Source organism: Kitasatospora phosalacinea, from assembly GCF_030268885.1.
Lineage (GTDB): Bacteria > Actinomycetota > Actinomycetes > Streptomycetales > Streptomycetaceae > Kitasatospora > Kitasatospora phosalacinea_C.
This window is the reverse complement of record NZ_BSSA01000031.1, coordinates 21,992-36,987: the sequence shown is the minus strand read 5'-3', so window position 1 is coordinate 36,987 and position 14,996 is coordinate 21,992. Positions and strand designations below refer to the sequence as shown.

At 76.0% G+C, this 14,996-nt stretch carries 15 protein-coding genes; 8 read left to right on the top strand and 7 right to left on the bottom strand.

What is annotated here, in order from left to right; translation table 11 throughout:
- Positions 1–176: 176 nt before the first annotated feature.
- Positions 177–1,100, bottom strand: coding sequence for an LLM class flavin-dependent oxidoreductase (locus QSK52_RS31810; RefSeq protein WP_285739695.1), 924 nt, complete (start codon positions 1,098–1,100; stop codon positions 177–179).
- 392 nt (positions 1,101–1,492) lie between these two features.
- Between QSK52_RS31810 and QSK52_RS31805 the strand changes: the two genes are divergently transcribed.
- Positions 1,493–2,020 carry a TetR/AcrR family transcriptional regulator gene (locus tag QSK52_RS31805; RefSeq protein ID WP_285739694.1) on the top strand — a complete coding sequence of 176 codons (528 nt, stop codon included), beginning with the start codon at positions 1,493–1,495 and terminating at the stop codon, positions 2,018–2,020.
- 504 nt (positions 2,021–2,524) lie between these two features.
- On the opposite strand, the gene QSK52_RS31800 is transcribed toward QSK52_RS31805, so the two are convergent.
- On the bottom strand, positions 2,525–3,535 hold the full coding sequence (locus tag QSK52_RS31800) for a TIGR01777 family oxidoreductase (protein ID WP_285739693.1): 1,011 nt from the start codon (positions 3,533–3,535) through the stop codon (positions 2,525–2,527).
- Positions 3,536–3,691: 156 nt separating this feature from the next.
- Here QSK52_RS31800 and QSK52_RS31795 point away from each other — a divergent pair, with 156 nt between their 5' ends.
- The 3 genes from QSK52_RS31795 to dmpI all read left to right on the top strand — a co-directional run bounded on the left by QSK52_RS31795 (position 3,692) and on the right by dmpI (position 5,529).
- Positions 3,692–4,258 carry an SMI1/KNR4 family protein gene (locus tag QSK52_RS31795; RefSeq protein ID WP_285739692.1) on the top strand — a complete coding sequence of 189 codons (567 nt, stop codon included), beginning with the start codon at positions 3,692–3,694 and terminating at the stop codon, positions 4,256–4,258.
- 70 nt (positions 4,259–4,328) lie between these two features.
- Positions 4,329–5,234 (top strand): LysR family transcriptional regulator, encoded by a 906-nt coding sequence (locus QSK52_RS31790; RefSeq protein WP_285739691.1) that lies wholly within the window; start codon positions 4,329–4,331, stop codon positions 5,232–5,234.
- Positions 5,221–5,529, top strand: coding sequence for a 4-oxalocrotonate tautomerase DmpI (gene dmpI, locus QSK52_RS31785; RefSeq protein ID WP_352230338.1), 309 nt, complete (start codon positions 5,221–5,223; stop codon positions 5,527–5,529). Before QSK52_RS31790 ends, dmpI begins: the two co-directional genes overlap by 14 nt.
- Here dmpI and QSK52_RS31780 read toward each other — a convergent pair.
- From QSK52_RS31780 to QSK52_RS31765, 4 genes are all read right to left on the bottom strand, one after another.
- Complete coding sequence (locus tag QSK52_RS31780; protein ID WP_285739690.1) at positions 5,513–5,968, bottom strand: hypothetical protein; 456 nt, start codon at positions 5,966–5,968, stop codon at positions 5,513–5,515. The genes dmpI and QSK52_RS31780 overlap by 17 nt on opposite strands.
- A gap of 23 nt (positions 5,969–5,991) precedes the next feature.
- Entirely contained in the window at positions 5,992–6,528 is a 537-nt protein-coding gene (locus QSK52_RS31775) for an NUDIX hydrolase (RefSeq protein ID WP_285739689.1), read from the bottom strand.
- A 49-nt stretch (positions 6,529–6,577) separates the two neighbouring features.
- Positions 6,578–7,543 carry an NAD-dependent epimerase/dehydratase family protein gene (locus QSK52_RS31770; RefSeq protein ID WP_285739688.1) on the bottom strand — a complete coding sequence of 322 codons (966 nt, stop codon included), beginning with the start codon at positions 7,541–7,543 and terminating at the stop codon, positions 6,578–6,580.
- Between the two features lie 149 nt (positions 7,544–7,692).
- The gene (locus QSK52_RS31765) at positions 7,693–8,772 is read right to left on the bottom strand and encodes a galactosyltransferase-related protein (protein WP_285739687.1); all 1,080 of its coding nucleotides are present in this window, start codon (positions 8,770–8,772) and stop codon (positions 7,693–7,695) included.
- Positions 8,773–9,245: 473 nt separating this feature from the next.
- Here QSK52_RS31765 and QSK52_RS31760 point away from each other — a divergent pair, with 473 nt between their 5' ends.
- The 4 genes from QSK52_RS31760 (at position 9,246) to QSK52_RS31745 (ending at position 13,786) form a co-directional block, all read left to right on the top strand.
- Complete coding sequence (locus QSK52_RS31760; RefSeq protein WP_352230335.1) at positions 9,246–10,502, top strand: MFS transporter; 1,257 nt, start codon at positions 9,246–9,248, stop codon at positions 10,500–10,502.
- A gap of 100 nt (positions 10,503–10,602) precedes the next feature.
- Positions 10,603–11,697 carry a glycosyltransferase gene (locus QSK52_RS31755; protein WP_285739685.1) on the top strand — a complete coding sequence of 365 codons (1,095 nt, stop codon included), beginning with the start codon at positions 10,603–10,605 and terminating at the stop codon, positions 11,695–11,697.
- Complete coding sequence (locus QSK52_RS31750; RefSeq protein ID WP_285739684.1) at positions 11,694–12,482, top strand: alpha/beta fold hydrolase; 789 nt, start codon at positions 11,694–11,696, stop codon at positions 12,480–12,482. The genes QSK52_RS31755 and QSK52_RS31750 overlap by 4 nt, the downstream gene beginning before the upstream one ends.
- Entirely contained in the window at positions 12,479–13,786 is a 1,308-nt protein-coding gene (locus QSK52_RS31745; RefSeq protein WP_285739683.1) for a bifunctional UDP-N-acetylglucosamine diphosphorylase/glucosamine-1-phosphate N-acetyltransferase GlmU, read from the top strand. Before QSK52_RS31750 ends, QSK52_RS31745 begins: the two co-directional genes overlap by 4 nt.
- Before the next feature lie 72 nt (positions 13,787–13,858).
- Here the strand turns inward: QSK52_RS31745 and QSK52_RS31740 are convergent, their stop codons facing one another.
- Complete coding sequence (locus tag QSK52_RS31740) at positions 13,859–14,797, bottom strand: carbohydrate kinase family protein (RefSeq protein WP_285739682.1); 939 nt, start codon at positions 14,795–14,797, stop codon at positions 13,859–13,861.
- Positions 14,798–14,996 lie beyond the last annotated feature (199 nt).

The window sequence follows — 14,996 nt, the reverse complement described above, 5'->3', positions numbered from 1 at the left end:
CTCCGCGGAGCGGCCTGCTTCGGCGAGCAGCGGCACGTGCCGCAGGCGGCGGTCGTGGGCCCGGTGGTCGGTGGAGCAGCACTCGGCCCGGACGCCGACCAGCGCGACGGCGGTGTCCCGGCCCGCGGTGCGCTCCGCCTCCCCGGGCCTGCTCGAACCACTCCGTGCGGCGGGTGTCACCGTTCCCGCCCCATCGTCTCCGGGCCCAGCTCCGCAGCCAACCGCGCCCAGGCACGCTCGGGCACGCCCGGCCCGTTCGAACCGTCCGGCCCGTCCGGCCCGTCCAGGCTGAGGACGTGCAGGGCGACGTGGTCCGCTCCGGCTTCCCGGTGCTCGCGGATGCGGGCCGCGACCGCCGCCGCGTCGCCGTGCGCCACCAGGGCGTCGACGAGTTCCGGGCCCGGCGGGTCGAGTTGGCGGTGGCCCGATGCGCGCAGCAGCTCGCGCCGGTTCGGCATCGCGGCCGCGGCCAGTCCGGTGGCCGCCCGGCGGGCGGCAGCCGGGTCCGGGGCGTCCGGGGCGAGGACACAGAGCTGGACGACGGCCAGCAGGGCCTCGGGACCGAGCAGGCGGCGGGCCTCCCGGGTGTGCGCGACCGGCAGGCCGAACACCAGCGCGCCGTCGGCGCTCTCCGCCGCCACCTCCAGCACCTCCCGCCCCAGCGCCGACACCAGCCGCGGCACCCGCCCGCCCCCGCGGCCGGGCGGCCCGAACGGCGCCGCATCCAGCCCTTCCAGGTACGCCCGCAGCATCTCGACGGCCGGGCGGTACGCGTGGCCGCGGACCTCCTGCGCCAGGGTCGGGTGGCTCTCCCACAGCGCCGCCAGGAAGCGTCCGGGGAAGGCTTCCTCCAACGTCCGCACCCCGGCCGCCGTCGCCACCGCGTCCCGGGCGTACACATCGGCCATCCCGCAGACCACCGCGATCCGCTCGCCCGCAGCCAGCAGCAGGGCGGCCTGCGCCATCGCCTCCCGGCCTCCCGTCTCCCCGAACCACAGTGCGCCGTAGCCCAGTTGCTCGGCGACGGCGACCGCGCGGCGCAGTTCCGCGACCGGCCACTCGTCCGCCCCGCCCGCCCACACCCCGACCCGTCCGAGCACCGGCAACCCGCTCCGGCCCGACCCACTGCCCGCGTACCCCATGGGGCTCCTCCCCGGTCTGCTCCCCGGACGCCGCCGAACGAAACGGGGCGTCCCCCCACTTGTGGAGCGCCACGATATGGGGGGCCACCCCGGTTGGCAAGCCGCCCGGAAACCCGCTCCTCCCCGCTCCGGCCCGGCCGCCGAACACCGCCGACCGGCGCGCCCCCGACGCAACACGGCACCCCCGTTGGCGGGCGGCTACGATATGGGGGACCACCCCGGTTGGTGAGCCGTCAGGAGTTCCGGTGCCCCCGAGCCGCCCCACCCCCGCCCCGTCGTCCCTGCCGTCCCTGCCGTCGCCCGCACCGCGGCCGATGCGTGCGGATGCCCGCCGGAACTACGAGCGGATCGTGGCGATCGCCGAAGTGCTGGTCGCCGAGCAGGGGGCGGACGTCTCGCTGGAGGAGGTCGCCCGGGTGGCCGGGGTCGGCTCGGCGACGCTGCACCGCCACTTCCCCTCCCGGCAGCTCCTGCTGGAGACGGTGTTCAAGGGACGGGTCGCGGCGCTCTGCGCACAGGCCGACCACCGGGCCGCCGCGCTGCCGCCGGAGACCGCGCTGACCGAGTGGCTGCACGACCTCGGCGCGCACGCGGTGGCCAACCGCGGTCTCGGCGCCTCCCTGCTCCGCAGCGCCCGGGAGGAGACCGGCGGCGATCCGGGCTTCGGCGCCACCTGCCACGCGATGATCGCCGCCGCCGGACAGCGCCTCCTCGACCGCGCCGCGGCCACCGGAGCCGTCCGCTCCGACGTGCCGATCGCCCCGCTCCTCAAGCTGGTCAGCGCAATCGCCACCACCACCGAGGACGACCCGGACGCCACCGCCGAGACCCGCCGCCTGATCACCCTCGCCCTGACCGGCCTCCGCCCCGCCCCCTGACCGGCCGTCGGCCGTCCCGCTTCCCGGCCGTCGCCCGCGACGGAGGTGTCACCGTCGTCGGCCAGGCGCCGGGCAGGCCGGAGCCCCCGCTCCGACCGGGGCGTGGGTGCCGGGGAGGACTGCGCCATCCACGCCGGTGAACGGCACGACGGCCGCATCGGCGACCGCGTCGGGGCCGCCGTCGGCGCAGGGCGCGGTCACGTGCGGAACGCCGGGGATCCCGCCCGACGGGTGACCCGTCCCGGCAGGCGCCCCCCGTACCGCGCCGTCGAATCGCGTGGCGAGACGGCTGGCGCGCGGGGGCGGCCGATCACCGAGGTCCCCGGCGAAGTCGAGCGCGGTCAACCGGTGGCGAGCACGGCGGAGAAAACCACGATCGAACCGGAGCCGGACGTGTCGACCTGGTAGGCGTAGCAGCCCGGCCGGTCGAGCTGTGTGCGGTGGCGGGGAAATCCTGCCGGCGGCCGCGCCGGGCCGAGACGTCGGCGCTGAAACCGGCGTCCGTCAGTCGACCCGCACAGGAGAAGCGGACCTGCGCCCGACCGGGCCCGTCGATGCGTCCGGCCCGGAACGACGTTCCCCCGCGCGGCGGGCGACGAGTTCGCGGACGGCGTCCGCGCAGTGCGGGAAGTCGAAGGCGAAGCCGGCGTCCTGCAGGCGGCCGGGCACCACGCGGCGGCTCTTGAGCAGCAGTTCGGTGTCCGAGCGGAGGACGAGGGCACCGAGTTCGGCCATCCAGCGGGTGGCGGGCAGGCCGATCGGCACGCCGATGGCGCGGCGCAGCTCGCGCATCAACTGCCGGTGCGGCAGCGGGTTGGGCGCGGCCAGGTTGACCGGCCCGGCGAGGTCGTCCCGTTCGACCAGGAAGCGCACCGCCCGGACGAAGTCGTGCTCGTGGATCCAGGAGACATACTGCCGTCCGCCCGCGACCGGCCCGCCCAGGCCGAGCCGGGCCAGCCGGGAGAGCACGTCGAAGACTCCGCCGCGGTCCGGACTGAGGACCATCGCGGCCCGCAGCGCGACCTTCCGGGTGCCGGGCGTGTCGGCCTCGGCCTGGGCGGCCTCCCAGTTCCGGGCGATCCGGACGCTGTACTCCCAGTAGTCCGGGACGCCCGGTTCGGTGCCGCCGATGACGCCGGTCGCCTCGTCGTTCGGGGCGTCGAAGCGGTGCGCGTACACCGTGGCGGTGCTCATCTGCAGCCAGACCCGGGGCGGCCGTTCGGCGGCGGCGACGGCTTCGCCGACCACCCGCGTCGAGTCCACCCGGGAGTCCATCATCTGCTGGAGGTTCTCCGGCGTGTAGCGGCAACTGACCGTCCGCCCGGCCAGGTTGACCACGACGTCGGCGCCGTCCAGTTCCCGGACCCAGGGGCCGAGGGTCCGGCCGTCCCAGGGGACGTGGTGCGGGGCGGTGGGCGTCCGGGTGAGGATCACCACCCGGTGCCCGTCGGCGCGCAGCGCACGCTCCAGCACGGTGCCGACCTGCCCGGTCCCGCCGGGGATCACGTACTTCACGGAAGAGAACGTACATCCAATACTGAACGCGTTCAATTCCCCCGTCGACCCCACCGGCCCTCACCGGCTCCCGCCTCCCCCGCCGCGCCGCCCCACCCGCCCCACCCGCCCCACTCGCCCCACCCGCTGTCCGGGCCGTCTGCTATCCATGGGGCCGTGCACACCGACCAGCCGGACCCGGCCGACCTCGCCCTCCTCCGCGCCGCCTTCAACCCCGCCCCCGACGGCGCGGACGCCCTCGGCTGGGCCGCCGTGCACGCCTTCGAGGCCGAGCACGGCGTCGTGCTGCCCGAGCCGTACCGCACCTTCGTCGCCGAGATCACCGACGGCTCCTACGCCGGTCCGCCCGACCACGGCCTGGTCGGGCTCGCCGAGCTCCCCTCCGACTGGGGCGGCGACCCCGCCGAGCGCGACCTCGCCCGCCCGTTCCCGCTCACCGCGGGCTGGCTCTGGGAGGACGACGAGGAGACCCCCGAGGAGGAGGCGGACGCGCGCGTCGGACGGGTCTACAACGACGGGTCGATCGTGCTCGGCACCGACGGCTGCGGCCTGTACTGGCACCTCGTCGTCACCGGCCCGCACCGCGGCCACGTCTGGTGCGTCACCGACGTCGGCGCCACCCCGTTCGGCGCCGAGTTCGGCCACACCGGCGCCGCCTCCGGTTTCGCGGGCTGGGTCGCCCACTGGCACGCCGGCCGCCCCTGGTTCGACGCCGAGGTCTGACGCCCCGACCCCTCACCCTGGCCACGGCCCGTCAGCGGCGGCGCCGGAGCACCGACCGGAGGAGAACCCCGTGGAACTGCGGCAGTTGCACTGTTTCGTCGCCGTCGCGGAGGAACTGCACTTCGGACGGGCCGCCGAGCGACTGCTGCTCGGCCAGCCCGCCGTGAGCCAGCAGGTGCGGCGACTGGAGCGCGAGTTGAAGGTCGAGCTGTTCGACCGTTCGCCGCGCCACGTGCGCCTGACCCCGGCGGGCGAGCGCTTCCTGCCCGCGGCCCGGAACGTCCTGGCGGCCGAGGACGCGGCCCGCGCGCTGGCCGCCGACCTGGCCGCGCCGACCGTGCTCCGGCTCGGCACCGTCGGCGGGCTCGGGGAGCGGCTGGACGACATCCTGGACACCTACCGCCGCCAAGCCCCGACCGTACGCGTCGAGTTGCACTCCGCGCCCGTCCGGGAACGGCTGGCCCGCCTCTCGGACGGGCGACTTGACGCCGCCTTCGTCCGCGGCGCGCTCCCCGGCGACGACGGACTTCGCTACCTGCCGCTCTGGCAGGACGAGTTGGTGATCGCGCTGCCTGCCGGCCACCCGCTCGCCGACCGGCCCGAGGTCGACCTCGCCGACCTCGCCGCGCTGCCCCTGCTGCTGACCGAGCGGCGCCACCACCCGGCCCTGGTCGACCTGGTGACGGACGCCTGCGCCCGGGCCGGTTTCCGGCCGCTGCCCGGTCCGCCGCACCACACCCTGCAGAACACGCTCGCCGCGATCGGCACCGGCACCCCGATGTGGACGGTGGTGTACGCGGCCAACGCCCGGATGCTGCACGCCCGCCGGATCGCCTTCCGCCCCTGCCGCACCCCGCTGGCCCTGCCGGTGTCGCTCGCCGTCCGACGCTCCGCCCCGCCGCCGCGACTGCTCCTGGAAGCCTGCCGCCGCAGCACCTCCCGAGCGGCCCCGACCGGCGACGATCAGGATTCGTGATCGCTGCGAGAGCGGATCGGGTCTGGGTGCGGACGGCCGGATCGGGTGGACTGGTGTCGGGCCGGAAGGACCGGTCCGACACACGAACACCGACGGACACCGGGAGCCGAGAATGCCGATCGTCACCATCCAGCAGGGCCCGCGCGAGGTCGAGCAGAAGCGCGAGCTGGTCGAGCGGGTCACCGCGGCCTTCGTGGCCGCCCTGGACTGCCCGCCCGAGAGCGTCCTCGTGTGGATCCAGGAGTACCCGGCCGAGAACTGGGGCAAGGCCGGCAAGCTCACCGCCGACCAGTAACCCCCGGCGGAGCAGTCGGCGGAGCAGTCGGCGGAGCAGTCGGCGGCCGCACCCAGGGCGCCCGCCGCTGCCCCGGCTCCAGGTGCTCGCGCCAGTACCGGAAGACCACCCCGGGGACGACCTCCAGGCACCGGGCCGCAACCAGACCGGTCGCCCGGAGCTCCCCGCCGTCGTCGCACTCGAACGCGACCAGCACCCCGGGCGTCCCGCCGACCGCCCGGGCCACCGACTCCTCCTCCGCCTCCGTCGCCGCGCGGAACACCGGGTCGTGGAACGGGTCCGCCGGGCACCGGACGAACAGCGGTCGGTGGAAGCGGAGTTCGAGCCCGTGGTGGTACGTCAGGTCGTGGTCCGCACCCAGCACGAACAGTTCCGCCGTCGAGGTGACGACGTCCCAGTCCCACCAGGACCCCTCCGGCAACTCCGGCACCACCCGCACCCGCCCCGCCCCTCCTCCGCGCGTCAGACGCGCCCGGCCACGCGCCCGGACTCGGACACGGGCTCGGACACGGGCTCGGATACGGGCTCGGGCACGGCGAACCACGCGGCCGAGCGCCGCAGCGCGTGCTCGATCCGCAGCAGACTACGGGGTTCGAGCGGAGGCAGCCGGTCCGGGGCGAACCAGCCGACCTCCAGCGACTCGTCGTCGTTGACCCGGGCCTGCCCGGACAGCGGGCGGCAGCGGAAGCAGATCTCCAGGTACTGGGCCCGGTCGCCGTTGGCGTGGGTGACCGGCGGGGAGACGGTGACGCTGGTGACGGCTTCCGGGAGCACGTGCACGCCGGTCTCCTCCATCACCTCCCGGACGGCGCCGGCGGCGGGTTCCTCGCCGGGGTCGAGGATGCCGCTCAGCACCGACCAGGTGCGGTCCTCGGCCCGCCGGTGCAGCAGCACCCGTCCCCGGTCGTCGACCACCACGGCGTTCACCCCGGGGATCCACAGCAGGTGGTCGGGGCCGACCAGTTCGCGCAGCGTGCGCAGGTGCTCGGGAATGGCCATGCGGGTTCCTCTCGTGCGGTCCGGCCCGTCCGGGGGCCGGGGGCCGGGGTCATCGTGCGGTGGCGGTCGGTTCGGCGTCCCGCCGCGCGGTCAGCAGCAGGCGGCCCCGGTGGGCGGCGGCCAGCCCCTCGGACAGGTCGCGGCCGGGCCCGGCGCCGAAGAGGGCCCGGAAGCGGCCCATGTCGGCGAGGAAGGAGTGGATCTCGTTGGGTCGGGAGGCGACGTGCTCGATCCGTCCGGTGCCGGCGATCTCGATGATCCGCTCGGCGATCTCCCGGACGCAAGTCGCCTGCCCCGAGCCCAGGTTGACCACCTCCGGGAGGCGGTCGGCGGCCAGCACGGTGGCCAGCATCCGGACCATGTCGCCGATGTGGGTGAGGTCCCGGGCCTGCTCCCCGTCGCCCTCGATCCGGCAGACGCCGTCCTCGTGCACCGCGTCCAGGAACGCCGGGACGACGGCGTCCGCGCCCTCGTCGGGCCCGTAGGTGTTGAAGAAGCGGGCCACCCCGATCTCCTTCTCCGGCGCCAGCGAGCGGTACACGTCGGCGAGCATCTCGGTGGCGGCCTTCCCCACCGCGTACGGGGAGCGGGGCCGCAGCCGGTCGTCCTCCCGGTTGTGGCCGACCTGCTGCCCGTAGACCTCGCAGGTGCCGGCCAGCAGCAGTCGGCGGGCGTCCGAGGCGGCGAAGACCGCCAGCACGTGGTGGTCGGTGCCCAGGTTGTGGGTCAGGTTGGCGGGGTCGTGGAACGAGCCGGGGACGCTCTTCAGCGCGGCGAGGTGGACGACCGTGTCCACCCCGCGCAGGTCCTCGGGGGTGAGGTCGCGGACGTCCCGGTGCTCGACCGGGAGGGGGAGCGGCCCGGTCGGCGGCACGCAGAAGTTGTCGACGCCGAAGACCCGGACGCCCTGTTCGGACAGGTGCGCGGCGAGGTTGCGGCCGATGAATCCGGCCGCGCCGGTGATCAGGACGGTGCTCGCGGTCTTCACGGTGCTCGCGGTCTTCACGGTGCTCACGGTGTTCTCCTTCGAAGTGGTCTCGCCGCAGGCCCGCGGAACTGCGGACGTGCGGCCGTACGGACGTGCGGACGTGCGGACGTGCGGAACCGCCCCGGGGCGCGGTGCGCGCCGGGCGGGGGCAACTGCGGAACGCGGGTGCGGGTGCGTCAGCGCTGCCGGGCGGCGGCCATGGTCTGCGCGCGGTCCTCGCGCATGGCGGGCCGCTCGTGCATCAGGTGGACGAGGAAGCCGGGGAGCCGGGTGACCTCGGCGCGGGCGGCGAGCCGGTCGACCAGGTCCCGGTCCTCGCCGCCCCAGCCGACGAACCGTTCGTCGAAGCCGCCGACGGCGTGGAAGGCGGACCGGTCGACCAGTACGCACCCGCCGGGGGGCCGCCGGATCAGGTAGCCGGACCATGGGCCGTCCGGCCCGTCGTCCCGGTCGACCAGTGCGGCCATCCGGTCCGAGGAGCGCTCGTCCAGGCAGAACGCGTCCTGGTACGGGAGCAGCGCTCCGCCCGGCGGCACCGCTGCGGGCGCGGCGGCCAGGAAGTCCGGTTCGAGCACGATGTCGGCGTCCAGCACGCACACCGACTCGCCCGGGGCCCCCGGTCCTCCGGGGAGGACGGCGGTGTTGACGGCGAGCGCCTTGTTGAAGGGACCGCCGTCGGGCACGAACAGGTAGCGGTCCACCCGGGGCTCGAACTCGGTGCGGTGGCGGGGCTCCGTGTCGCTCTCGACCAGGCAGACCGTCAGCTCGACGCCCGGCACCGGGCGCAGGCGGTCGAGGGCGGTCAGGCAGGCCCGCAGGTTCCGCAGCCGGAGCGGCTGGACGCCGGTGCTGCGGAACGGGACCACCACCAGGATCCGGCGGTCGCCCCGGTCGGACGGCGGTCCGCCGGTCGGTCGCGGCGGGCGCAGCCTGGCGTCGGTGGCGTGGAACAGCAGGCGGATCCCGTCGGCCAGTCGGCGGCCGTGGTCGAGGGCCTGCTGCCGGAGTGCGGGCGGCAGGCCGTCGAGGGCCGCGACGAGCGGGTGGAACATCTCGCCGGGGGCCGTCGTCCGGTGGAGGTGGACCGCGGCGGCGCGCAGGTCGGCGTCGGCCTCCGCCAGGCAGGCCAGGGCCCGGCGGGCGGCCTGGTGGTGGGGGCGGCTGGACGACCAGCAGGGGGCGTTGTACGAGCGGGCGTGCGGGTCGTAGGACGCGACGGCCGCGCCTGCGAGAAGGTGAAGGGGGCCGGGCTGCACGGGCGTCTCCAGGGTCGGCACTGGTGGTGTGGGGCCACGAGGGCGGCGCTGGCAAGGCGGCGGAGACGCGAAGCGGTACCGGGCTCGGCCGGGTTCGGCCGGAATCGACGCACCGATCATCAACAGCTCCGGATGGCGGCGTCAAGGCCGCTCGAAAAACCCGCCGATTCCTTTACCGGCTCTGTACGTTTCGGCGTGGGGGGAGATTTTCCGGTGCGGTCCTCCGGGTCGGCGGGGACGCCCGGGGCGGGCGGGGTCGATCTGGGGCGAATCAGCAGGTGGCCCGGTTATGTCCGGAAATTCCCCGGGTGGTTTCGGTGACCGAGGTCACATCCCCGACGGGTTGCCTGCCCTGCTGTTGCGGTCCGCTCTGGTCCAGACCTATAAGTGATCACGGCAATGGCGGCGGAGGTTCGCCCGGCGTTCACTCTCCGTTCAGTTCGTCCTACCTGCTTCGGGGGTGTGTGCGGGGTATGTCCGCTTCGTTAGCTGTAGGTGACATGACAGCCTCTGCACCACTGCGGCGCCAGCGCAGGCTCTTCCTCTCGGTGGCCGCCGACACGGTCGGCGCCGGCGTCTTCATGCCCCTCTCCTTGCTCTTCTTCGTTCGCGTCCAGCATTTCTCGGCGGCCGCCGCGGGCACCACCGTCACGATCGGGTCGATTACCTCTTTCGCGGTCATTCCGATTTGTGGACGAATGATTCAGCTGATCGGACCGAAATCGTGCCTGCTGATCAGCAATGCGCTCACCGCCGTCGGGTACGCCCTGTACGGGGTCGCCGGAACCCTGCCCGCGGTCGTCGGCGCGGCGTTCCTGGTGATGGCCTCCGACCGGCTCTACGGCGCGGCCTGGCCGACCCTGGTCGCCCGGCTCGCCGAACCCGCCGAACTCACCCGCTGGTTCTCCTCGGTGAACGCGCTCAAGACCACCTGCCTGGGCGCCGGAACCCTGGCCGCGACCCTGCTGATGGCGCTGGCCGGCGGGCCGGGGCTCTCCGTCGCGCTGGGCCTGAACAGCGCCAGCTCCGTCCTCGCCGGCCTGCTGCTGCTCGGCGTCGCCGCCCCCTCCGGCCCGCCGCCGGACCGGGCGGCCCGGTCCGGCCTGCGGCGGGCCGTCACCGACCGGCCGTTCCTGTCCCTGGTGGTGTCCCAGACGCTGCTCTCCGCGGCCTGGCTGATCCCCACCGTGGCCTTCCCGCTCTACCTGGTGCAGGGCCTGGGCCAGCCCGCGTACTGGCCCACCGCGGTGGTCGCCGCCCGGTACGCCACCGTCTCGCTGCTCCAGGTCCGGGTGAACCGGCGGCTGGCGGCCTGGGACCGGACCCGGGTCCTGCGGCTGTCGATCGCCGTGGTGGCCGGCGCGATCGCGCTGACCGCCGTGCTCTCCAGCGCGCCCCGGGCCCTGCAGGGGCCGCTCGCCGTGCTGGTCGCGGTGGTGCTGGCGGTGGCGGAGCTGGCCTCCAAACCGACCGCCGCCGCCACCGCGGTGGCCCTCGCCCCCACCGGCGACGAGGGCCCGCACATGGCGCTGTTCCAGCTCACCTGGACGCTGTCGTACGCGGTCGGCCCGGCCGTGGTCGGCGTCGGACTGGACCACCCCGACCGGCTCTGGGCCGCCCTGGGCGCCTGCGTGGCGACGAGCGCACTGGCCCACCGCCTGCGCGCACCACTGCGACGCCCGGCCGCCCCCGCCGACCCCGCTGCCCCCGCCGACCCCGGTACGACCTGACCCCGCACCAGCTGACCGGCACCACCTGACCCGTACGACCTGACCCCGCACCACCTGACCCCGCACCACCCGCACCCACCGGACTTCCGGAAGGAAAACGATGCCCGTCGACTGGCACCACGTGCTCGCCGGAGCGGTCCTGGCCGGGACCGACCCCGTGGCCCGCTCCTACAGTCCCCCGTGCTGGAAGGCGAGCCTGCTGCGCTACGCCCAGGCCCGGACGGTGCTCGACGCGGCCGCCGGGCAGGACCGGCAGCTGCGCCGCCTGCTGGCCGCCGCCGACCGGGGCGACGGCGACCTGCCGCGGCTGTTCGGCCGCCTGGACCGCGCCCTGGTCGAGTTCGCCGCCGCCCGGCCGGAGGCCGCCGCCGAGCTGCACGCGGCGGGGAACCGAATCGGCCGGCTGATCCGGCTGGTGTACCACTCCGCCCTGTCGGGGCCGCCCACCGCCCGGCCCCGTCCCGCTCCCGCGTCCGGCCCGCCGGTGCACGTGGTGATCCCGTTCCGGGGCGGGGACGGCGACCCGCTGCGCCACCGCAACCTGCGGGCCTGCCTGAACGCGCTGGCCTGGCAGTCCCTCCCGAAGGAGCGGTACACCGTCACCCTGGTGGAGAGCGACGACGCGCCCCGGCACCGGGCCGTCTACGGCAGCCTGGTGGACCGCTACGTCTTCCACCGCAACCCCGGCGAGTTCAACAAGGCCGCCGCGGTGAACTGCGGGGCCTCCCGGGGCAGCGACGGCAACCCGCTGCTGTGCCTGCTGGACGCCGACATCGTGCTCGACCCCGGCTTCCTGGCCCGGGCGGCGGCCCGGGCCGAGGCGTCCTGGGCGGCCCTGCCCTACGAGGACGTGTTCTGCCTCGACGCCGACGCCTCCCTGGCCGTCGCCGAACGGTACCGGGACCCGCGCGAGGACCGGCGGCCGGTGCTGCTCTCCGGCTACCTGCTCCGGCGTCCCCCCGGCGGGTGCGTGCTGCTCACCCAGGACCGGTTCGCCGCGGTCGGCGGCTTCGACGAGCGGTTCGTCGGCTGGGGCGGCGAGGACCGGGACCTGGTCAACCGGCTGGAGCGGACCGGCGGCGTGCGGCGCGAGCCCGGCACCCTGGTCCACCTGCTGCACGAGCGCCCGCCGATGCGGGAGGACCACGAGACCATCATGCGCACCGGCCTGGTCCGCACCGTCGTGCCCACGTGAGCGCCGCCCTCCTGCACGCGCGGCCGCTCGACCCCGGCGGGCCGGTCCGCACCGCCCGGCCGCTGCTGGCCCTGCACGGGGTGCGCGGGCACGGGGGCCGGTGGGGCTTCCTCACCGGCCGCACCGGGTACGCCGTCGACCTGCGCGGCCACGGCCGGTCCGTGCACCGGCCGCCGTGGACGCTCGACCAGCACGCCGCGGACGTGGCCGCCACCGCGGCCCGGCTCGCACCGGACGGCTTCGACCTGGTCGGCCTCTCCTTCGGCGGGGCGGTCGCGCTGCAGGTCGCCGCCCGCCTCCCGCACCTGGTGCACCGTCAGGTACTGCTCGACCCGGCCGTCGCGGTCGACCCCGCCCGGGCCCGGGAGCTGGCCCGGGCCGCGCTGGACGCCCCGGTGTTCGCCGACCCGGCCGAGGCCCGGGCGGTCCGGGCCCGGACGTGGCCGCAGGCCCCGGACCGGGTGGTGGACGAGGAGGTCCGCACCCACCTGGCCGCGTCGGCGGACGGCCGCTGGCGGTGGCGCTACCACCCCGGGGCGGTGGCGGCCGCGTTCACCGAGGCGGCGCGGCCGCTGCCCGATCCGCTGCCCGCCGTCCCGACGCTGGTGGTCGCCGCCGCCCGCGGCAGCCTGCTGACGGCGGCGACCCTGCGGGCGGTGCGGGCGCACGGCTACCGGGTCGCGGAGGTCGACGCGGGCCACGGCATGGACATCGAAGCACCGGGCGTCGTCGACGGCCTGGTGGCGCAGTTCCTGGAACGACCCACGGGGAGGCCCACGCCATGACGAGGACACTGATCGCACTGGTCGGCGGCGGAGCCGCCCGGACGCCCGCCGAACCGCCCGCGGCCCTCCACCCCCTCCTGGGGCGGCCGCTGCTGGAGCACGTGCTGCAGGCCGCGCGGCCGCTCGACGCCGACCCGCCCCGGGTGGTCGCCGGCCCCGGGCACCACCGCCTGGTCGCGGAGTTCCTGGACGCGCACGCCCCCTCCGCCGTCCCCGTCCGGCAGCGCGGGCCGCGCGGCGCGGGCCAGGCCGTCGGGGCCGCCCTCGACACGGCCGCCGACGCGGACGGGACGGTGCTGGTGCTGACCGGGGACGTCCCCCTGCTGCGGTCCGGTTCGCTGCTGGAACTGGCCCGGGCGCACGAGGACTCCGGCGCGGCGGCGACCGTCCTCACCGGTGCGGCCCCCGTCGCGCACGCCTTCGACGCGCGGGTGCTGCGGGCGGCGCTCTCCGGGCTCCGCCGCCGGGGCGGGGAGCGGGCGCAGAGCCTGGCGGACCTGGTCGGGGCGGTGCGGACCGCCGGGCACGAGGTCCGCACCCATCCGCTCGCCGATCCGGCCGAGGCGCTCCGCTGCCGCGACCAGGTCCGGCTCGCCGAGGCCCGGGCGGTCCTGCGGGAGCGGATCAACCGGGGCTGGCTGGAGCGCGGCGTGGCGATCATCGAGCCGGCCGCCACCTGGATCGACGCCACGGTGGAACTCACCGCCGGGGTGACCGTCGAGCCCGGGGTGCACCTGCGCGGCCGCACCACCGTCGCGGCCCGCGCCGTCATCGGCCCCGACACCACGCTGGAGGACACCGAGGTCGGGCCGGGCGCCCGGGTGGTGCGGGCGCACGCCGTCGGCGCGCGGATCGGCGCCGGTGCCGACGTCGGCCCGTACGCCTACCTGCGGCCCGGTGCCGACCTCGGGCCGCGGACCAGGGTCGGCGCGTTCGTCGAGGTGAAGGAGTCGGTGCTCGGTGCGGGCACCCAGGTCGCCCACCTCGCCTACGTCGGCAACGCCACCCTCGGGGCCGACGTCAACATCGGCGCCGGCACCACGTTCTCGCTCTACGACGGGGTGGCCAAGCACGCCACGCAGGTCGGCGACGCGGCCTTCATCGGCTGCAACACCAGCCTGGTCGCGCCCGTCCAGGTCGGGGCGGGCGCGTTCGTCGCCGCGGGCAGCGTGGTCACCGAGCGGGTGCCGAGCGGGAGCCTCGCCGTCGGCCGGGCCCGGCAGGTCAACAAGCCCGGCTGGGTGGCGCGCCGCCGCCCCGGCACCGTCTGGGCCGCCGCGGCCGGATCGGCGTCGGCCGACTGACGGCGCCCGGGGCGGGGCTCCGGCGCTCCCGCGGGCTGCGGCGCTCCCGCGGGCTGCGGCGCTCCCGCGGGCTCAGAGGTCGTCCGCCCAGGGCGGGTTGGCGCCGGGCACGGCGACCGTGCGGGCCGCGACGCGGGCGGCGAAGGCGCAGGCGCGTTCCAGGCCGTCGGGGGTGAGGGAGTCGAGGCGGCCACCGAGGTGGTCCTGGACGGCGAGGGAGTGCAGCAGCCCGGCGGTGAAGGAGTCGCCCGCGCCGACGGTGTCGACCACCGGCGTCACGGGCGCGGCGACCCGGACGCGGCGGCCGTCCAGCGAGGCGAGCGCGCCGCGTTCGGCGAGCGTCACGACGACCAGCCGGGCGCCCGCCTCGTGCCAGCGGTCGCAGGCGTCCTCGGGGGTGGCGCCGGGCAGCAGGACCTCCAGGTCGTCCTCGCTCAGGCGCAGCAGGTCGGCCAGTTCGCACCAGCGGTCGAGGCGCTGCCGGTAGGCGTCGGGGGCGACCAGCAGGGTGCGGACGTTGGGGTCGATCGACACGGTGGCGTACGGGCGGGCTTCGGCGAGCAGGCCCTCGATCCGCGGGCCGCCGGGTCCGCGCACCAGGGCGAGCGAGCCGGTGTGCAGGCAGACCGATCCGTCGTGGCGGGCGGCGGCCAGTTCCTCGCGGGTCCACTGCCAGTCGGCGGTGCCCTCGGCGTGGAAGGAGTACGTGGCGCGGCCGTCGCCGTCGAGCGCGGCCAAGGCGAGGGTGCTGGGTTCGGCGGCCGCGACGGTGGCCGTCAGGTCGACGCCGGAGCCGGTCAGGTGGGTGCGGAAGAGCGCGCCGAACGGGTCGGCCGAGATCCGGCCGACGAACCGGGTGGGCGTGCCCAGCCGGGCCAGCGCGACCGCGGTGTTCGCCGGGCCGCCGCCGGGCAGCACCCGCAGCGCGAGTTCGCCCGGCCGGGCCCCGTCGCGTTCGACGAAGGAGTCGGCGACGCACTCCCCGACCACGGTGATCTGCCGACCCGCCATCGCAACCAACCTCTCAACAGCTCTCAACGGCTCTCAACAGGGAGAACGCACATCCGGCGGTCCGGACTCCATCATCGCGGCCCGCCCGTGGTCAACGCGCGGGACGTCGGCCGGGTCACCGCCGCGGTGCTCCTTCCGGCCGATGCCCGGCCGGTGCCCACCCGATGTACGTTTCAGCGCGGCCGGTCGGGCGGCCCCG